The sequence below is a fragment of the Nitrincola tibetensis genome (assembly GCF_003284585.1).
In the GTDB taxonomy this organism is placed as follows: domain Bacteria; phylum Pseudomonadota; class Gammaproteobacteria; order Pseudomonadales; family Balneatricaceae; genus Nitrincola; species Nitrincola tibetensis.
On record NZ_QKRX01000002.1, the window covers coordinates 404,216 to 423,001 of the forward strand.

The following is an 18,786-nucleotide window of genomic DNA, read 5'->3' on the forward strand; positions in this document are numbered from 1 at the left end:
GACAGCTATACTTAACTCTTGTCAATTCACTAATGATAATGCATTATTATTAGCAATAATGCAGACATTTTAAGACACATGCTAACTTTGCACTCAGTTAAGTGCCCAAACCGGATACTATAGATGAACGCTCTACTTCCTGATGTTTCATTAACCGATACAGCACCCGCGTTACGCCCTTTACAGTGGGTAGGCATGCAAAATATTGATATCCCTGTCACTTTAGAGGAAATCGGTTATCGGCGAGAGCTTCATGCACGTGCCGACGTACAGGTTAACTTACCTGCGCCCCATATAAAGGGCATTCACATGTCCAGACTCTATCAACTGCTGGACAAGCTCAGTCATGGGGTGGCGCTGTCACCCGCTAACCTACGAGAATTGCTAGAAGCAATGATCGCTAGCCATCACGATTGCCACACCCAGAGCGCTAGATTGCGGCTGAACGTTGATCTCCTAGTACGCCGACCCGCGCTGGTCACACAAGGCCTATCCGGATGGAAGTCTTACCCCCTTCGCCTAGATGCTGAGTTGATCGACGGTACCTTCCACTGTCAGCTTAGAGTAACGGTTAACTACTCATCGACCTGCCCTTGCTCTGCAGCATTATCACGCCAACTTATAGCACAAACATTCCTTCAGGAATTTGGCAGCACCGCTCAGGTGGAGTCATCAGCAGTTACATCTTGGCTTCAGCAGTTTGCCAGTCTTGCTACGCCTCACAGTCAACGCAGTGAAGCAGAAGTAAAGGTTAGTTTACCCCCTGATGCTGAGATGCTGGGCGCTTTAAAACTCATAGAACGCATCGAACACGCCGTTGGCACCCCTTTACAAACAGCCGTCAAGAGAGCCGATGAACAAGAGTTTGCTGCGCTCAATGGTCAAAATCTGATGTTCGTGGAAGACGCCGCACGCCGCATAGAATCGGCCCTTTTCGATTACACAAAACCCCAGGTTCATGTACGCCATTTAGAAAGCCTTCACCCTCATGATGCCGTGGCCTGGACGATGCCAGCTTGAAGGTAACCCCTTATCACTCAATCAACCGGAGGTTGAGCACCGTATGCCACCCAAATTAACGCTCGATAAACGACTAACGCAACAACACGCCGACCTGCTGATCAAAAGCGGCATCGCCATAACCCCCAGTGGGGCTGAACAACTTGATATTGCCTGTATCGAAGGCACCATCGTGGCACTCGGTGCGCTGACCGGAACCTGGACAGCGGATACTGAACTTGATGCGCGAGGGTTACATATACTTCCCGGCGTTATCGATAGCCAAGTGCATTTTCGTGAGCCAGGTCTGACCCACAAAGAAGATCTGGAAACAGGTACACGTGGCGCTGTATTGGGTGGAGTCACAGGTATTTTCGAAATGCCGAATACGAACCCACTCACGCTTTGGCCAGATGACTTACACGCAAAGCTCGATGCTGCAAAAGGGCGTGCTTGGTGCAATTATGCTTTTTATATGGGCGGCTCAGCGGTGAATGCGGATCAGCTTCATACCTTAGAAAAAATGCATGGCTGCGCAGGAATCAAAGTGTTTATGGGGAGTTCATTTGGTGATTTGCTGACCGATGATGACACAGTGTTACGACGTATTTTAGCAAATGGCCATCGACGCATGGCCGTCCATGCAGAGGATGAAGCGCGTTTGCGTGAGCGAAAAGCAATCGTTGAAGCCAGTCGGGACGTTCGTCAACATGCGATCTGGCGCGATGTTGAAAGTGCACTTAAAGCAACTCAGCGGATTGTTAATTTAGCCATTGAAGCGGAACGTCGATTGCACCTGCTGCATGTTTCAACAGCAGACGAAATGGTGTTCTTAGTGAGGCACAAGCGCTATGTCAGTGTCGAGGTGACACCCCACCATCTCACCCTATGTGCACCCGAATGCTATGAGCAACTGGGCAGTTTGGCACAGATGAATCCTCCTGTGCGTGAGAAGCGCCATCAAGACGCTTTATGGGAAGCCGTTCGAAACGGACTTGTCGATGTCATTTGCAGCGACCATGCACCTCATACCCTAGAAGAAAAGGCTCAACCCTACCCGAACTCTCCCAGCGGAATGACGGGCGTACAAACCCTGCTCCCCACTATGCTGAATCATGTGAATTCCGGTCGCCTGACGCTGCAACGCTTAGTGGATTTGACCAGCGCAGGCCCCGCACGCATTTTTGGTATTGCCGGAAAAGGACGCATCGCCTTGGGCTATGATGCCGATCTAACCCTAGTCGACCTATCGGCTAAGCGCAGAATTGAAAATAACTGGATTGCCAGTCGTAGCGGATGGACACCTTATGATGGCATGGAAGTCACTGGCTGGCCGATTCACACGGTCATCCATGGGCAAGGCGTGATGATCGATGAAGCGTTGGTGGGGAAACCCATCGGGCAACCCATACAGTTTCTAGAGATTCCCTCGAAAGCCTTATCTGACGTTTGAGACACACATCCACCTTACCCAGATCAACGCTTATCTGGGTAAGGTTATGAGTGAATAATTAGAATGTTAGCTTCACACCGACATACGCTGAACGCCCCATCCCTGGAACGGCTATGCCCCACGGAATACCATTGATTGCCATTGTTCGACCTTGTCCCATGTATGCCCCACCTGTAGGTAGGCTGTAATTGCGGTCAAACAGGTTTTCTACACCAAAATCCAAACGCACTTGCTTCCAACTGTGACTTGCACGCACATTGACCAAATGATAACCGGAGGTCTCTATCTCGTTACGAACCCCTGATACCTTCCGCTTATCATCTACCAGAATTAACTCCATGGCATTATCCCAGTTATTCTTTTGATGGGTTAGGGTGAAGCGAGCATTTAAGGGCATGATATTGTAGAGCCGATCACCACTGTCTCGATTCTTACCATCCGTGTAATTGATCACTGTATTAAGCCCCCATTGTCCCCAATCATTAGACATCAAAGGCAAACCCATGGCTAAATCAACACCGTATAAACGAGCCGACTGATTGGTAAACTGCAAGACATTAAATTGATTTGCTCCCCAACTAGGCCTTTTGATGGCGTCGATATAATCATCCACATGGGTATAAAAAGGCGTTGCGCTGATATTCCAACGACGGTCACGAGCATGCCAATCAAAGGTCGCAGATGCGGTATACGCCGTTTCGGGCTTAAGATTCACATCACCTATGTAGCCGTTGCCGTCCCCAACAAAATTGTTCATTGTCGCCGCCATCGGCCAACTTGACCAAGTATAGCGTTCGTACAAATTGGGTGAGCGTACTTTTCGTGCAAGCCCTAACTCAATGTCTAGGCTGTCACTGTGACGATAACGTGCCAACAGTGCTAAATCGATATTATGATCGGTTTGTTTACGATGCTGTGCGTTGAAAGCGGTCGATTCTGCTAGCTGATTGCCGGGCATATTCGCTGCTGCATATCCCTGCACGGCGTCAGCATTCATACGAACATGCTCATACCGAATCCCTGACAGGCTGCTCCAACGCTCACTGTGCTGTTGCTCTACTTCAGCAAACACAGCTGTGCGATCACGCTGTCCATTATTGATGTTTAGAAAGGTATTCGGTCCCATACCACCGCCCGAAGCGGTCCAATAATCATCCAAACGGTAACGTTGCAGATCAGAGCCAACTCGTAACAAGCGAGAGTTTGTCAGCTCAATATCGCCTTTTAAACTAACGCCTGTATTGTCACTTTCCGAATACATGGGCATTCCTGCTGCACAGGTCCCCGCCGGATCTCCATGAAAACGTATTGGATCACAGGGGTTTCCTGGCCCAGAGAGGGTTCCATACCAAAAACGCTTATCCGCACCAAAATCCATAAAATGGTCAACCCTTTCATGGTATACGCGCGCTTCCATTAACCCCCAATCAAAATCACGTTTCCACCCAACATTTACCAGCTTTTGAGTGTTTTTCAGTAAATCCATACGCTGATTCGGAAAGAGTTGTTCTGGCATCTCCTGATAACTGAAGCGAGTGTCAAAAAGGTTATCACCGGCTTGTATTGCGATACCGAGTGCATGATTCTGAGTATCATAGGCTGTCGAACCGACCTCATCTAAGCGCAGGGTGTGGCCTGGACGATCCGTGCCAGTGAAGTCTTTAAATGTGCCTCCCGCTTTGTAGTTGTCTGCTTGACTCCACGCTCCATCGTATTGAATGTTGATTTGTTCAGTTGCATAACTGGCTTTAAGATTTCCGCCTAATGCATTGTTATTGCTTCGATAAAAGGCACCAACCTCTCCTTTAACCCTAGACTCCTCTCCAGAGGATGCAAATTCAGGTACGGCACGTTCAGCGATAATCGTACCACCAATACTATCGCCTCCTACACTGACGGGAGTGATCCCAGCGTAGACTTTTAACAGGCTAATATTGCTTGGCTCAACATACGAAAGTGGTGGATTCATGTGATTCGGACATGCAGCAATCAAATCCATTCCATCCACTTTGACTCGTAATCGATCATCGGCCAAACCACGAATAGAAGGTAAACTCGATACACCACCCGCCCCGTATAGGCTCACACCCGGAATATCCCTAAGTAAACTGGCGGTGTCATTGGTAATTGATCGTAGCATTTCGATGTTGGCTGGACTTTGCCTGATAGCGGCATCCATGTTTAGCGGTAAAGGTTTAGTAACCTCCAATCGGGTATCCGCATGCACTGGATTAGCACCTCCTGTCTGACTGAATAGAATACAGGCAATCGCGCAGGATAAGGATGTCGGTTTAAAAATCAGCTCTTTTATGTTCACACGCATGTTATTTCCCAAAGAGTGGTATATCCACTTCAACGCCTTTTCTAATCCTAAATGTCCAGAAGACCCTCATGATTAGAAAAAACTACATTAGATATTAAATACCGATAAATTTTATGGGAAAAGCAGGAACATTACGTGTGACATGATGTCGCATCAGGCAGGTGACTCTGATCGCGGTATTCCCAGAGCTGAGCCTGAGCAGTGGTTAGTCACCGTATTTCATAAAGACGGCCTCTTCACCGTAACTTGCTAGCTTGCGCTTTAATGTATCGCTCGGGGTCGCTGGACAAAATCCATAACGCTGCCAATAGGCTTGAGAGCCTTGAACCGCTGTAAGCGTTGCCCGCGAGAATCCAAATGCTTCCGACGTGGTTAAAAACTGCCGCACCAGCAATTGCCCTGCTCCGGTTTTACGCGCATATGGGCTGACGGCCAAATCGTGTAAATAAACACAATCAGGTTCTTTACAGGCTTGATCATTGACTCGATTTAACTCAGGTGGGGCTGATGATGTCCAGGGTAAGGCCAATAGATAGCCAACAACCTTCTCTCCCTCACATGCAACAAAGCAAGTCTCTGGAGAGACCGCTAACTTTGAAGCCAAAGACTCGATAGATTCAAGAACCACTTCGGTATAACACATCGCTTGAATCTCAACGACCGACGCCAAGTCCTGCAACACCATACGTCTAACACTAGGCAAACCTGCCATTTACAACTCCAACAAGTAGATCCGTTAATTAAAAAAGAGCACTTAAGCGTAATGATCTATAGAATTCAACTCAAGTTTTGGTTAATTTAGCGCAGATTAATTGATGTCACTACGTTAAGGGTGAATCGGCACCTTATCCAACCCTTAAAGTAGTGACAAGAGCCCATGACTGAGATTCAAGGAGTGAACATGGCATCATCATTAGAAGTCAAATCGGCCACCTCTTCCATACTGCTGCTTTGCATCACAGCCTATTTCACATTTGATATACTTTGGGTTTGGCTATTTGTTCTTCTGATTGTCTTGCCTGTTTTATCAAGTCGATTTCCAGCCATTGGCTACCTTTTTGGTGCAAGTTTACTACTCACTCCATTCGTGATCATGCGTTTTGACACGTCGGTTTATCTTCTGCTGTTTTCAATCGGAGTGGCTATCTACGGTGGTTTTTTGATCAAATCGACCCACGCTCAAATTACACACCGTCAGGACTCGGCATCATCAACCCCACAAAACGCAACACGCATCGCTGAACAGACTGATCAAACGCCTTTATTTGATCAGATTAAGCAAAGACAACAGGAGCCCCTCCAAACACCCTTTCGGAAGAGTCTGTTCGAGAGCTTAGTTCGTGCCCTCGACGGCATAACGCTTGTGGCCGTTGGATTGGTCAGCATACCGACGTTTCTAGCGCTTTGTTATTTTGGTTTAAAGTGGCCAATCATACTTGGATTAATCACCTTTGCTGTGTACCTGTGGCGAGTAACCCGCTATCCAGACACTCTAGCCATCAAAAACCCTTGGGATCTGCGCTGGCACGGATTAGTGCTGTGCATGTGCTGTTTACTTTGGGTATTGCTGATCAATCTAGTGCCTCAACACACTCTACTGAGCTTCAACTCAACACTTCCAGCAATCCTGGCGAGTTCGGCTTGGTTTGAATACGGCAGCCTACTCAGCACTTACTTAAATCAAATCATTACCATGCTCACCACTGGTATTTTCTTGGCCATGTTATCAATACTCCCAACAGCTTTATGCCTTCTACTCTTGGGCTGGCTGTTTATTCGCGCGTACCTCGGCCTCTCCGGTGATATTCAGCAACGTTTTGACATTATGCGCTGGCCCTTCGCGGCCTCAATTTTAATCCTTATCATGATTTGGCCAAACCTGGAAACCGCTCACGCCTATTTATTTGATTGGATGCTCAACTACGAAATTCAACTCACTTACCTAGTTGAGCTTTTTATTATTGGTTTTTTACCTTGGCGCGTTTGGACGATTATTTTTAAATCACAACGACAAATGCTTGAATTTCAACGCACGTAAGCCATTGGCGACCACGAGTAAGCTCACTCCCATATCGGCAAAGACCGCCATCCACATGCTCGCCTGCCCCTGAAAAGCCAGCAAGATGAAGATACATTTTATCCCAATGGCCAACGCAATATTTTGCTTGAGCAATCGCATGCAGAATCTCGACAAACGAATATAGGTGGCGATTTTACGAGGGTCATCATCCATCAGGGCAATATCCGCCGTTTCAATGGCCGTATCCGTTCCTGCCGCGCCCATCGCCAACCCCAAATTTGCCTGAGCCAATGCAGGGGCGTCATTAATGCCATCACCGACCATGGCTACCTGATGCCCTTCCTTCATGATGTTTTTAATGGCTTCGAGTTTATCCTCTGGCATCAAGTTGGCTTGAACATCAGTTATGCCCACCTCCTGCGCGATAGCCCTCGCCGTATTAAGATTGTCTCCACTGAGCATAAGGGTTCTCAGACCCAACGAATGCAAGGCGTTAATGGCCTCCTGACTATTAGGCTTCAACGGATCAGCGACTCCAAACAATCCCAAAACACGAGCATCTTCTATTAATAATACACAGGATTCACCTTGCGATTCGATCCTTGCAACATCGGCGGTATAGGCTTCTAGGGGCACATTCATGGCGCGCGCAAGACGGTCATTGCCCAAACCATACCGATGCGAGTTAAGCGCCACTTGAAGACCTTGGCCTGGCAATGCAATCAGGGACTCTACCGTCAATCGTTCACCGACATGCGCCAACGTCAGCGTTTTTGAAACAGGGTGGCTGGAATGCTGAGCGATACTGGAGGCTAACCGCAGCACGTCTTCATCTGGCATCCCGCTGAGGTTTTTAAACGATCTTAGCTCTGGCTGTCCCTGTGTCAGTGTCCCGGTTTTATCAAATGCCACACGATTGAGCCTACTGCCTGCCTCTAAATGACTCCCGCCTTTAATCAAAATCCCTAAGCGCGCTGCTCTGGCAAGGCCACTGACAATCGTAACAGGCGTAGAAATAACCAACGCACAAGGACAGGCAATGACTAATAAAACAAGTGCTCTGTAAAGCCAATCCAAAAAGGCTCCCCCGAACAAAACAGGCGGTACGAGCGCCGTCGCCAAGGCGATGAAAAAGATAATCGGGGTATAGATGCGCGCAAACTGATCAACCAGACGTTGTGTAGGAGCCTTATCCGCTTGCGCCTCCTCTACACGCTTAATAATTCGTGCCAGCGTCGTATTCGACGCCTCAGCTGTCACTTGAAACTCAAACAACTCGGTTTCATTCAAGGTTCCTGCATACACCGAATCACCCAATTGTTTTTCAACCGCCAGACTCTCACCCGTGATCGCGGCTTGGTTAATAAACGTGTGCCCCTTCAAAATGCGGCCATCCAAACCAATTCTCTCACCTGGCTGCACCTGAACATGCTGACCAATTTTTACCTGTGTCACCGGAAGGCTCTGCCAGTGTCCATCGTCCATCAAGACCCGAGCGGTATCCGGTGCCAGAGACAATACGCTCTGAATCGCATGGCGAGCACGTTCAACTGACTTTTCTTCAATCCACTCAGCCAAGGTAAACAGCACTAACACCATCGCGGCTTCCGCCCAATGGCCAATCAACAGTGCGCAAGTGACCGCTAAGCTCATTAAAGCATTAATGGTTAAGTCGAGTTTAAGGAGCGACAGCCAACCTCGCTTGAGTACCTCTGTTCCACACAACGCAATCGCCACCAACGCCAACATAAGACTGATCCAGCCCCATCCCGGCAATGTCCATTCAATTACTTCCGCTAGCAAAGCAGCACCACCCGCGAATGACAGTTTGATATAAGGTATGGGGCTGACTTTCGCAGGAGCAAGACTTGGTGTTTGATTGCTAGAACAGGATGATGAGCCGCAACAGTTCGACATTTCTGGATCTCCTTGGGTTTTATCACTATAGTAAAAACCCTAAAGTTACTTCAGGGTCAAGCCCGGAGAGAAAATATGCTCAGCATTGGTCAACTTGCAAAACGGATTGAATGCCCAGTAGAAACGCTGCGTTATTGGGAAAAAGAAGGGCTGCTTCCCGCTCCCCACCGCGGAGAGAATAATTACCGTTGGTATCAAGACAGTCATCTTGAGCGCGCTTTGTTTATTCGTAACTGTCGTAATCTTGATATGAGCTTAGCGGAAATCCGTCAACTCTTACGTTACAAGGATCAACCTGACATGCGCTGCGATCAGGTCAACCGATTATTGGATGAACACATTTCGCATGTCACGGAGCGTATAGCCTCGCTTACCTTGCTCAAAGACACCCTGGAGAGTTTAAGACAGCGTTGTGTGACCGAAAAAAACATAGATGCGTGCGAGATTCTTGCGGGCTTGAGTTGCGATCAAGCACAAGGATCTACAGATAAGTGCTCATCACACCTACGCGGGGTTCATCCTGGCTCAGGTCGGAGTATTTAAAGGCAAGGGAGACTCACCTTTTACTGCACGTATTACAAAGTTGCTGTGAATGTCTTTTACAAACGGCAGCATTTGTATTTGTCGGAGCAAAAGCTCGTAATGTTGTAGATCTTTAACCACGACCTCAAGCCGATAATCTGCGGTACCGGATACCAAGTAGCAACTGATCACATTTGGCATGGCCAGTACAGACGCTTCAAACTGGCTACTGGCTTGATCGCCATGATGACCTAAACGTAGGTCAACAAACACGGTCATGCCTAGGTCAAGCGCGACACGATTAAGAGACGCCCGGTAACCTAGAATAATGCCCTCTTCTTCCAGTTGTTTAACTCGGCGCAAACAAGGCGATGGAGATAAATTCACCTTATCCGATAACTCAACATTGGTTAGGCGTCCATTCGCTTGTAACTGATCCAGAATTCGATAATCCAGCCCATCCAATTTCATCAAAAAAGCTCCAGTTTTTAAAAATGGCATTTATCATCAAAAAATAAATAATAATTGGCATTTTATGCCATAAAACTGAATTTCAACAGAGTAATTCGCAAGGACATGCGCTGTATTTTGGCATCATAATACACACTCATTTTAGTAAGGTGTTATTCAATGAGCGCATCAACTCCATCCGAACCTTCTGCTGATTATCGCGTCCTGACACAAGGGAAAGACTTTTACATGGGCGTATTGGCAGCCCTGGTCACGGTTTCTATCTGGTCAGGCTGGTTAATTTCGGTGCGTTTATCCGCATCAGGGCAACTCACCTCGTTTGACTTAGCGGTGATGCGTTATTTCGTGCCGGCCTTGGTTTTGCTGCCCTTTGTCTGGCGTCATCGTGAAAAGATCCGCAATACGCGTTTCAGGTACCTGTTTGGCATGCTGGTTGGTGCTGGCGTGCCCTTCTTTTACCTAAGCTCAACTGGGCTTCAATACGCACCTGCGGCTCATGCGGGTTTATTGATTCCCGGCACCTTTCCCTTGTTTGTCACGGCAATGGCGGTGTTTATTTATAAACAACCCTTACACCCCGCTCGCTTTTGGGGGCTGAGTTGGGTGGCACTTGGAGTGGCCGTGTTAATGAGTCACTCGTTATATCAAGGTGACTTACAAGTACTCAAAGGTGACCTACTCTTGTTGGGTGCAAGCTTTTGCTGGGCATTATTTACAGTTAGTTTACGAGTTGCAGGACTTCCACCTCTTGCTGCAGCGGGTTTACTCTGTTGTTTATCCTGTGGTGTACTCGCATTTCTTGCGCTTATGGGCTGGTATGAAACAGGTATTACCACCGCCTCCTCACAAGAGATTGCCACTCAGTTAGTCACACAGGCTCTTTTAGCGGGTTTACTGGCAGGTTTTTCATATGGTTTTGCAATCAACCGCATTGGTGCTGAAAACACCTCAGCAATTGGTGCTCTCACACCGGTTTTAACAGGTTTAGCTGCGATTCCTTTATTGGGCGAGTCACTGAGCCTTGCGGCCTTATTAGGAATGTTACTCATCGGACTAGGGGCTTACCGGGCAAGTCGTATCCGAGATGCTTAAATTGGGCATCCCACGCCCTTGTGGAGGGCACGCGCCGCCGAATCCATTGACACCATAGTCGTTGCTGATTTGGACACTGCCTTCAGAGAGCAGGTTTTTACTCAAAACCTCTGCTCCTTTACTGACGAGTAAACCGAGCAAGGCAGCTGATCCCTCTCTTGCAGTGCGAGGTTTGCTGTGTCTATTAATTTTTTCGATACTCAACAGTATAACGAATCTTGTTATTAGAACACCAATCATACGCTTGATTAGCAGAGAGGTACTCAGTGCTACGGATGTGACTATGCTCTATGCACTTACAAAATGTCTGGTATATACTTTGCTCAATATTAGAATTACATAAAATCATGTAGGTGTATTTTTCTTGCAAGCAAACACTTCAGGTATAAGTTCCGTGTTGACACATGCCCGCCGCACGTCGGAATCAGGTAGTTCCTGGTGGAAACGCCCAAGAATTTGGGTGGGAACTTGGCTATTTTACTCGCTCACCGCTCTTGGTTATCTCGCGTATGAAAGTGCACAGCGTGGATTTATTTGTGTGAGTATTTTTGGATGATGTTACGTGTAAACTGGTTTGACCATGAGGCACGTTTTGATACGTTACTGCATCCGTATCGTGTGCGTGCTGATCGTATCATGGTGGGAATGAACGCTTTTTTGCTCATTATTTGTCTTTTGTTAGTGCCACTCTACGATACCCTTTTCGCCGTAATGCTGATTGGAGTACCAACCTTGTTATTAGCCGTGCTACTTGCACGCCTATATCCCGGTGAGCTGATTACGCGCCTTTATATGGGCGCCGCATTTATGGTCTTTACTGGGCTTATCATCCATCAAAATGCCGGCGATATTGAAGCTCACTTTTCGGCTTTTGGTTTGATCGGAGTGCTGCTGTACTATCGCGATTGGCGCACTATTCTTATGGCAACGACCGTCATCTATCTGCACCACCTGATACTGGGCTATGCTCAAACCATAGGCATAGCGGTGTACGTCTTCGATACCAACACATTCTGGTTGCTGTTCTGGAAACATGTCGCTTATTTTCTTCCTTTTGTTCTTATGATGGCATATTTATCGATTTGGCTTCGTCGCGAAGGTTATGAGGATCAGCATGTAATTGCTATTGCTCAGGACATCATGCAAGGAAACCTAGTGGCAGACAAACATCTAGCAATCGACCAAAGACAAGCACCTCTGATTCAGTCGGTGCTAATGATGAAAAACCGCTTGCTCGACTTATTGCGTGTCATGCCCGTACCCGCAGCGGTGATTCGTCTCGATAATGAAACACTGGTCAATATTAATGAAGCTTGGGAACGTAAGATGGGCATCTTACCGATAGGCGCCAAAGTGCAGGATTCATTGATATGCTCTGTTCCGGGTACATGGGATCGCTTACTTGAGGCATTACACGCATCACCAGACAAACTTTTAGATAAACGTGAGATAAGTCTGAGATATCCAAATGGTAGTGAGGCCATTTGTGAAGTTTCAGTTATCCTGCACGAAGAGAGCCATCCAGTAATGGCAATCCTGACACTTGAGGATATAACCAAGCGAAAGCAAAATGAACAGACAATGCATCGTCTCGCCTTCTACGATATGTTGACAGAGCTGCCCAATCGCTCTCACTTGATGCATTATCTAGAGGATGCCTTTGTCCGTTGGTCTGAGAGCGGAATAGGTTTTGCGGTATTAACGATGGATCTCGATGGCTTCAAGCCAATCAATGATACTTATGGCCATGACTTAGGCGATAATGTACTGCAGATCATTGGCAAACGTTTACTCAACATAAAGCGAGAGAGTGATTTGATTGCTCGCTTAGGTGGGGACGAGTTTGTCGTGGTACTCAGTCACTGCATTGACCACACATCAGCATACGCTATGGCGGAGCGGGTAATTACAGTAATCACTGCGCCGATGCAATTAGGAGCAAATGATCAAAGTCGAATTACGGTTGAGGTTGGGGTAAGCATCGGCATTGCCCACATCGCCGAAGGTGCCGTAAGCATTGATGAGTTACTTAAGCAAGCCGATGTTGCTCTGTATCGTGCTAAGGAAGCAGGCAAGCGCCAAGCGGTGTTCTATCGAGCCGATTGAGCCGTGCTACCCGCTTATTCGTGTACAGCTGAGACAGCGACTACATCAAACTCACCTGTGAAGTCTGATTCGTAGTTGCAATAAACACCTAGAATACTTGCGCCGGGTGCTAAGTTTGAAAAAATATCGCCATAAAAGCGTTGCCATAGACCTGATATTTTTGATGAATCGGGATTCATCTCATCAGCGTTTCTAGTTCTAACCTTGATTCCTTTCACAATCTTTTCATCTATTTGAGTGACATACACGACTCAGTCTCCTAGTTTTTAACGCGAAATACATACTGCAGCGTAAAACAAACACCCTATACCTCAAAGCTAACACAGGAAATTTAGCTGTAATTAGCACACCTCACAGCTATTTACCCTAGCGGTACCTGTCTGTAAATGCAATGAGCTTAGGTGTTGTGTGGTACGCTATATGAATATGGCGGCCTGAAGATAATTGCCAAACCAGCTGGTTATTTTTACATGCATACGAAATACGTTTCAATCGCCCTTTTACAGGCGAGGCAATTCGCCTGAACAATCAGGCAGAATTTTAACCAACTGAGGAACTGCCATGGAAGCAAATCACGTCGAAATTCGCCACCTTACTAAACAGGATATGACAGAACTACGCGAGGCATCCGAGCAAGTCTATCAATCCGGTCCTTTGTTAACTTGGACCGAAGATGTCGTTAACGCCCTACTCACCAAGTTTCCTGATGGTCAGATTTGTGTCTGTGTTGATGGCAAAGTCGTAGGCTGCGCATTTTCGCTGATAATTGACTACAGCAAATTTGGTGATGACCACACTTACGCGCAAATCATTTCTGGCAACTCTTTTGACAATCATGATCCAGATGGTGATGTGCTGTATGGCATTGAAGTCTTTATCCATCCTGATTATCGAGGCTTACGTCTAGCTCGGCGTTTATACGATGTGCGTAAAGAGCTGTGCGAAAACCTCAATTTGCGTGCCATTATGGCTGGCGGCAGAATGCCAAACTATGAGCAGAATGCAGATAGCATGACTGCAAAACAGTACATTGAAAAAGTAAAACGCAAAGAGCTGCATGATCCCGTATTAAGTTTTCAGCTGGCCAATGGCTTCCATGTCCGCAAATTATTAAAAGGTTATATTCCCGGTGATGTTGAATCGCAAGAGTATGCAACTTTATTAGAATGGCTGAATATTTATTACACCAAGTCAGTAAAACTGATTAATGTATCCAAAGCTGAAGTACGACTAGGGCTGGTGCAATGGCAAATGCGCAGCATGGAAAGCATTGACAACCTATTTGATCAAATGGAGTTTTTTGTCGATGCCGTATCGGACTACGGCAGTGACTTTATTTTATTTCCAGAGCTATTTGCGGCCCCGTTGATGGCACACTACAACCATTTAAGTGTGCCCGAGAGTATTCGGCAACTGGCCAAATATACGGAGACCATTCGTAACAAGTTTATTGACTTTGCCATTGCTTATAACATCAACATTATCACCGGCAGCATGCCCTACATTATGGATGGAAAACTCTATAATAGCGGCTTTTTATGCCGCCGTGATGGTACTTGGGAGCAATACGACAAGGTTCATGTCACCCCTGCAGAAAGACGTAACTGGGCGATGACGGGAGGCAATAAAGTTAAAGTATTTGACACAGATTGCGGCAAAATTGGCATTATGATTTGCTACGATGTGGAGTTTCCTGAATATGCCCGTCTATTATCCGATCAAGGCATGAACATTCTGTTTGTTCCTTTTCTGACGGATACCCAAAACGGCTACACCCGAGTGCGTCATTGTGCGATGGCCAGAGCAATTGAAAACGAATGCTACGTGGCAATTGCTGGCGCAGTAGGCAACTTGGCTCGGGTAAACAATATGGATATTCAGTATGCCCAGTCAGCGCTATTTACGCCATCAGACTTTGCTTTTCCAACGACAGGCATCAAAGCAGAAGCAACACCCAACTCTGAGATGCTATTGATTGTCGATGTTGACCTGAATGCGCTAAAAGAACTTCACAGTCATGGCAGCGTTCACACCATGAGAGATCGACGACACGATGTTTATCAACTTTCTCTGGTCAATCCGACTTCGGCTACCAAATAACACACTTGTTTGATGCCTTATTTTTCAAATCAGATCAAGCCCGTACTTAGCGTTTACTAAAGCCAAGTGCGGGCGCTTCACAACAAAGATTTTCCAATGATGGTAGATGCCCCTAACTTTCGCTTCTTGCTGAGATTTTACAGCCAGCTCTTTTTACTTAAGCTGAATGAAACGATGTGTTTTCACAACGTTTACGCCTTCACAATAAGGTAGGCACCTGTGCCCACCATCAGTCCTCCAACCGTCACCTTAACAGCACCTTGCACCTTGTGTTGCGACTTTAATACGCTCGGCAAGGATACGATTTTACTCGCAGAATACGCATAGAATAACTTGACACCACCGACCGCCATCACTGTTAGCAGGCTAATCACGATGACATCTGAAGTCTTCAGGGTGGCCAAATCGACAAAAGCAGGAAACAAACTTGCATAGAAGAGAATGGCCTTCACATCACCAAGTGTAATAATTAAGCCCGTGAGAAAGCTTGCAGATAATGATGAGACTGAGCGACCTGCTGGAACCTGTACTCTAGCTTTGGATCTCAAAAGACTTATACCAAACCAGATGAGATACGCACCCGCAATATACCTTAGAATCAAGAAAAAACCGCCCATCACTTCTGCCAACGCGGTCATTCCGAAAATGGCCAGAAAAACGAAAACAAGGTCGCCGAGTACGATACCAACTGAAACAGCAGCGCCGTTTAAGAATCCAGCGGTTGAAGAACGAGCAACAACTAAGGCCACACTAGTGCTAGGAACCAGTGCTAGCATCACCATCACGGCAAATAGAACAACTATTTCAAGTATATTCATCACGACCTCTTGGCTTAACTGATAATCCTACTTTAAAAAATACCAGTGTAACGATACCTGCTTCGTCAAGCAGCCCTCCTTCTGTGGCTTCGATATTGGCCGCTGATGCGGCCAATAAAAAACTAATGTCCTTTATAACTGAGTAAAGTCCTATAAGAGTCATGCTGTTCCATGAGAATCTTGGTCGGTAGCCTTCAGCATGGCACGAATGCGGTCAATATGAATTTGAGAATCTTTAGCCCGCTGAGTGACTGATGAAGGAGCGTGTTTGCTTTCATTTTTACTCATGGTTACCAGCAAATTCTGGCGTTCTTCAAACATTCTCAGCGCTACCCAAAGCGTTTCTTCAATCTTTACAGTTTGCTGAGCCAGCAGTACCGAGGCGGTAAACGCATGACCTGTATGACAGCGGTACCTTAACAGCTCTCCTTCCTTCATTTGCCATAGAACTCCGCCACAGTCAGGGCAATTGTATGGTACCTGATCGCCTAACGTTTCGACTGAAGGCAAATCGCTCAAAACCCGCTGCGCGATTTTAGCCTCGATCATTATGTCTTCCGGTACCGGCTTGCTCTCCGGTAGCTCTCTCCTTAAAAGATCAGTCAGCAGCGCCCCCATCTCAGCTATTGGCAAGCAATAATCGGCACCAACATTGGCTATTACCGATTGTGGCATATCCGGATAAGACGCATCTTCAGGATCTTGTGCGATGCAGACACCACCGCAACGTTTGATCGCCATCATGCCGCTGGTACCATCATCCAGATACCCTGTCAGAATGATGCCTATGACTCTGTTGCCATAAGTCACAGCAGCAGAACGAAATAAGGGATCAATAGCAGGCCGTGAACGGTTTTCTCTGGCGCCTTTAGTAATCAGGATTTCCCCCTTCGCTATCAACATATGTTGATCTGATGGCGCTAGATACATAGTACCGACTTTGAATGTCTGTTTATTGTGCGCATGCACACAGGGTAGATGGCTGCTCTCATTTAATACTTTGACCAGCACGTCTCCGGTAACATCAGCGCTCATGTGTGTGACAATAAAAACAGGGGCCGAAAAATCCTTCGGAAGCTGTGCAACCAATTTTTTTAATGCGGCCATGCCACCCGCGGATGCTCCAATAACTATGAGCATTGAATTTTTGTTTTGATTCATCACCACCTCTATCGATGGAGCAGGTTCAAAAGATCGTATGTGGAGTCGCGTAACTGAAATCGAAACAAGGGATAGCGACGCCACCGTCAACTAGGATGCTTTACCCAGTGACCTATGCTATCAAATTTCGTGAGTTCCATATGCGCCATTGAGCACATACTAGCGAACATGCTCTTGATCATAGTTTTCCATTGTTTGGAAAAATAGCCCTGTGTCGTTATCCAAGGAATCGCGCACAGCATTTTGCAAAGCGCCCGTTTGATCTGCTTCCCATGTTGCATTTACAGCCAGACTAACAAGTTTAGTTGTGACTTCATGCTTAGGAACAACCGCGTTCGTGAGCAGTCGATTGTCCCTAGAAACACCTTCTGACCATGGCTTAGTTAAGTGATAATTTCTGTGCTGACCTCTGTTTTTACCGAGTTAGCAATAAAGCATTGTTCATGAGAAAGATGGTGGATTTTTTCAAGATCATCTCTTGAGGGAATCCGATCCCCTGAAAACTCTACTTTCGGGCGGAGCGTAACCTTGGTCATGGATATCTTCCCTGATCCATCTTTTTCCATGATGCCCTTAGCATCATCAGAATAACTTTCCACCACATAGCCTTTTTTGGCTGCAATTGATAGAAAAAAAAGCATATGACAACTCGACAAGGAGGCAATAAACGCTTCCTCGGGATCAACATTTGCTTCAACCGAATAAGGTAAAGGTACTACATGGGGTGACGATGAAGCAGGTACAGTAACACCCCCATCAAACTCCCATACATGGCCACGGCTATATTTATTGTCGACGAAGGGTTCATCCTTACCACGACCCCATTTCACTAAAGCAAAATATTCGGACATTTCATCTCCATATTAGTATATCTCCAAAGCTAGAACGCCCTATTCAGTTCTGGAGTGGGTTTGCTTGGTGTAACCCCAGCTATTTCCCTCCGGCCAGATCGATGAAGGATCCAGTAACATAGGATGCTTCATCTGATAATAACCAAGCAATAGCATTTGCCACTTCATCAGGTGTACCACCACGTTGCAATGGTATTTGAGGCGCTAAGCGGTCAACCCGATTGGACTCACCGCCATCGGCATGCATATCGGTATAAATAAAACCGGGCCTTACTGAATTTACACGAATACCCTGAGCGGCAACTTCCAAGGACAACCCTTTGGTCAATGAATCCATCGCCCCTTTAGAGGCTGCATAATCAATATACTCAAAGGGCGAGCCTGTCCGTGAAGCAACAGATGATACATTCACGATAGCGCCTGTCGATTTATTTCGATTGATAAATTCACGTGAGCAAAGAAAACAGCTCGTTACATTAGATAACATAACTGTGTTAAATCGTTCAACATCCATGTCGGCAAGACACGACTGAGGATACAAAATGCCTGCGTTATTGACTAAATGTGTAGCATGGCCATAGGTTTTTTCGGTTACATCGAATAACGCTACAACGTCAGTGTCTTTGGAAACATCAGCTTGGAACGAAAACGCTCTACCACCAAGCGCCGTAATTTCAGCAACGACAGCATCGGCACTTTTGGCATCTGAGCGGTAATTGACACAGACAGCATACCCTCTTGATGCTAACAACTTCGAAGTTGCCGCACCAATTCCTCGACCACCGCCAGTAACGATAACGACTTTATTCATCGTATTTCCCTGATAACACGTAATTCGAAATCACCCACCACATCATCTTGCAGCTACCTATCCGACACAGCGAGTTGTGCACCAAGACCCGCAAACGCTACCGCGCTTGTATGCATAATAGCGGCCTGGCCCAGAATAGTAG

The 18,786-nt window shown here is 46.7% G+C and carries 17 protein-coding genes; 7 read left to right on the forward strand and 10 right to left on the reverse strand.

Annotated features, from left to right (window positions below; translation table 11 throughout):
• Window positions 1-123 precede the first annotated feature (123 nt).
• Together folE2 and DN062_RS04000 are read left to right on the forward strand one after the other, a co-directional pair.
• Window positions 124-1,020: a GTP cyclohydrolase FolE2 gene (gene folE2, locus DN062_RS03995; RefSeq protein ID WP_112157739.1), complete on the forward strand. Its 897-nt coding sequence runs from the start codon at window positions 124-126 to the stop codon at window positions 1,018-1,020.
• Window positions 989-2,452, forward strand: coding sequence for a dihydroorotase (locus DN062_RS04000; protein WP_239995686.1), 1,464 nt, complete (start codon window positions 989-991; stop codon window positions 2,450-2,452). Before folE2 ends, DN062_RS04000 begins: the two co-directional genes overlap by 32 nt.
• Before the next feature lie 58 nt (window positions 2,453-2,510).
• Here DN062_RS04000 and DN062_RS04005 read toward each other — a convergent pair whose 3' ends face one another.
• Entirely contained in the window at window positions 2,511-4,775 is a 2,265-nt protein-coding gene (locus DN062_RS04005) for a TonB-dependent receptor (RefSeq protein ID WP_112157741.1), read from the reverse strand.
• Window positions 4,776-4,980: 205 nt separating this feature from the next.
• Entirely contained in the window at window positions 4,981-5,487 is a 507-nt protein-coding gene (locus DN062_RS04010; RefSeq protein WP_112157743.1) for a GNAT family N-acetyltransferase, read from the reverse strand.
• A 189-nt stretch (window positions 5,488-5,676) separates the two neighbouring features.
• On the opposite strand from DN062_RS04010, the gene DN062_RS04015 reads away from it, so the two are divergent.
• On the forward strand, window positions 5,677-6,813 hold the full coding sequence (locus DN062_RS04015; RefSeq protein WP_112157745.1) for a hypothetical protein: 1,137 nt from the start codon (window positions 5,677-5,679) through the stop codon (window positions 6,811-6,813).
• Here DN062_RS04015 and DN062_RS04020 read toward each other — a convergent pair.
• Window positions 6,778-8,712, reverse strand: a complete 1,935-nt coding sequence (locus tag DN062_RS04020) for a heavy metal translocating P-type ATPase (RefSeq protein WP_112157747.1) — start codon at window positions 8,710-8,712, stop codon at window positions 6,778-6,780. The two genes, DN062_RS04015 and DN062_RS04020, sit on opposite strands and share 36 nt — an antisense overlap.
• 75 nt (window positions 8,713-8,787) lie before the next feature.
• Between DN062_RS04020 and cadR the strand changes: the two genes are divergently transcribed.
• Complete coding sequence (cadR, locus tag DN062_RS04025) at window positions 8,788-9,255, forward strand: Cd(II)/Pb(II)-responsive transcriptional regulator (RefSeq protein ID WP_112157748.1); 468 nt, start codon at window positions 8,788-8,790, stop codon at window positions 9,253-9,255.
• Here cadR and DN062_RS04030 read toward each other — a convergent pair.
• Complete coding sequence (locus tag DN062_RS04030) at window positions 9,238-9,705, reverse strand: Lrp/AsnC family transcriptional regulator (protein ID WP_112157750.1); 468 nt, start codon at window positions 9,703-9,705, stop codon at window positions 9,238-9,240. The two genes, cadR and DN062_RS04030, sit on opposite strands and share 18 nt — an antisense overlap.
• A gap of 159 nt (window positions 9,706-9,864) precedes the next feature.
• On the opposite strand from DN062_RS04030, the gene DN062_RS04035 reads away from it, so the two are divergent.
• Window positions 9,865-10,797 carry a DMT family transporter gene (locus DN062_RS04035; RefSeq protein WP_112157752.1) on the forward strand — a complete coding sequence of 311 codons (933 nt, stop codon included), beginning with the start codon at window positions 9,865-9,867 and terminating at the stop codon, window positions 10,795-10,797.
• Window positions 10,798-11,349: 552 nt separating this feature from the next.
• Complete coding sequence (locus DN062_RS04045) at window positions 11,350-12,903, forward strand: diguanylate cyclase (protein ID WP_133256741.1); 1,554 nt, start codon at window positions 11,350-11,352, stop codon at window positions 12,901-12,903.
• Between the two features lie 14 nt (window positions 12,904-12,917).
• Here the strand turns inward: DN062_RS04045 and DN062_RS04050 are convergent, their stop codons facing one another.
• The gene (locus DN062_RS04050; RefSeq protein ID WP_112157755.1) at window positions 12,918-13,151 is read right to left on the reverse strand and encodes a GyrI-like domain-containing protein; all 234 of its coding nucleotides are present in this window, start codon (window positions 13,149-13,151) and stop codon (window positions 12,918-12,920) included.
• Window positions 13,152-13,464: 313 nt separating this feature from the next.
• Here DN062_RS04050 and DN062_RS04055 point away from each other — a divergent pair, with 313 nt between their 5' ends.
• Window positions 13,465-15,003 carry a bifunctional GNAT family N-acetyltransferase/carbon-nitrogen hydrolase family protein gene (locus DN062_RS04055; protein ID WP_112157757.1) on the forward strand — a complete coding sequence of 513 codons (1,539 nt, stop codon included), beginning with the start codon at window positions 13,465-13,467 and terminating at the stop codon, window positions 15,001-15,003.
• Window positions 15,004-15,194: 191 nt separating this feature from the next.
• Here DN062_RS04055 and DN062_RS04060 read toward each other — a convergent pair whose 3' ends face one another.
• The 5 genes from DN062_RS04060 to DN062_RS04080 all read right to left on the reverse strand — a co-directional run bounded on the left by DN062_RS04060 (window position 15,195) and on the right by DN062_RS04080 (window position 18,644).
• Window positions 15,195-15,821: a LysE family translocator gene (locus tag DN062_RS04060; RefSeq protein WP_164498070.1), complete on the reverse strand. Its 627-nt coding sequence runs from the start codon at window positions 15,819-15,821 to the stop codon at window positions 15,195-15,197.
• Window positions 15,808-15,984, reverse strand: coding sequence for a hypothetical protein (locus DN062_RS18510; protein WP_156460551.1), 177 nt, complete (start codon window positions 15,982-15,984; stop codon window positions 15,808-15,810). Before DN062_RS18510 ends, DN062_RS04060 begins: the two co-directional genes overlap by 14 nt.
• Complete coding sequence (locus DN062_RS04065; RefSeq protein WP_112157759.1) at window positions 15,981-16,982, reverse strand: chemotaxis protein CheB; 1,002 nt, start codon at window positions 16,980-16,982, stop codon at window positions 15,981-15,983. Before DN062_RS04065 ends, DN062_RS18510 begins: the two co-directional genes overlap by 4 nt.
• A 383-nt stretch (window positions 16,983-17,365) precedes the next feature.
• Window positions 17,366-17,833 carry an OsmC family protein gene (locus tag DN062_RS04075; protein WP_036510057.1) on the reverse strand — a complete coding sequence of 156 codons (468 nt, stop codon included), beginning with the start codon at window positions 17,831-17,833 and terminating at the stop codon, window positions 17,366-17,368.
• 79 nt (window positions 17,834-17,912) lie between these two features.
• A complete protein-coding gene (locus tag DN062_RS04080; protein ID WP_112157763.1) occupies window positions 17,913-18,644 on the reverse strand; it encodes an SDR family oxidoreductase in 732 nt (243 codons plus the stop codon).
• Between the last annotated feature and the right edge of the window lie 142 nt (window positions 18,645-18,786).

Excerpts from the sequence above, each read along its gene's own strand:
- DN062_RS18510 (WP_156460551.1), bottom strand. The coding sequence starts at position 15,984 with ATGACTCTTATAGGACTTTACTCAGTTATAAAGGACATTAGTTTTTTA.
- DN062_RS04065 (WP_112157759.1), bottom strand. The coding sequence starts at position 16,982 with ATGAATCAAAACAAAAATTCAATGCTCATAGTTATTGGAGCATCCGCG.
- DN062_RS04000 (WP_239995686.1), top strand. The coding sequence starts at position 989 with ATGATGCCGTGGCCTGGACGATGCCAGCTTGAAGGTAACCCCTTATCA.
- DN062_RS04005 (WP_112157741.1), bottom strand. The coding sequence starts at position 4,775 with ATGCGTGTGAACATAAAAGAGCTGATTTTTAAACCGACATCCTTATCC.
- DN062_RS04055 (WP_112157757.1), top strand. The coding sequence starts at position 13,465 with ATGGAAGCAAATCACGTCGAAATTCGCCACCTTACTAAACAGGATATG.
- DN062_RS04075 (WP_036510057.1), bottom strand. The coding sequence starts at position 17,833 with ATGTCCGAATATTTTGCTTTAGTGAAATGGGGTCGTGGTAAGGATGAA.
- DN062_RS04010 (WP_112157743.1), bottom strand. The coding sequence starts at position 5,487 with ATGGCAGGTTTGCCTAGTGTTAGACGTATGGTGTTGCAGGACTTGGCG.
- DN062_RS04015 (WP_112157745.1), top strand. The coding sequence starts at position 5,677 with ATGGCATCATCATTAGAAGTCAAATCGGCCACCTCTTCCATACTGCTG.
- cadR (WP_112157748.1), top strand. The coding sequence starts at position 8,788 with ATGCTCAGCATTGGTCAACTTGCAAAACGGATTGAATGCCCAGTAGAA.
- DN062_RS04035 (WP_112157752.1), top strand. The coding sequence starts at position 9,865 with ATGAGCGCATCAACTCCATCCGAACCTTCTGCTGATTATCGCGTCCTG.
- DN062_RS04045 (WP_133256741.1), top strand. The coding sequence starts at position 11,350 with ATGATGTTACGTGTAAACTGGTTTGACCATGAGGCACGTTTTGATACG.
- folE2 (WP_112157739.1), top strand. The coding sequence starts at position 124 with ATGAACGCTCTACTTCCTGATGTTTCATTAACCGATACAGCACCCGCG.
- DN062_RS04020 (WP_112157747.1), bottom strand. The coding sequence starts at position 8,712 with ATGTCGAACTGTTGCGGCTCATCATCCTGTTCTAGCAATCAAACACCA.
- DN062_RS04030 (WP_112157750.1), bottom strand. The coding sequence starts at position 9,705 with ATGAAATTGGATGGGCTGGATTATCGAATTCTGGATCAGTTACAAGCG.
- DN062_RS04080 (WP_112157763.1), bottom strand. The coding sequence starts at position 18,644 with ATGAATAAAGTCGTTATCGTTACTGGCGGTGGTCGAGGAATTGGTGCG.
- DN062_RS04060 (WP_164498070.1), bottom strand. The coding sequence starts at position 15,821 with ATGAATATACTTGAAATAGTTGTTCTATTTGCCGTGATGGTGATGCTA.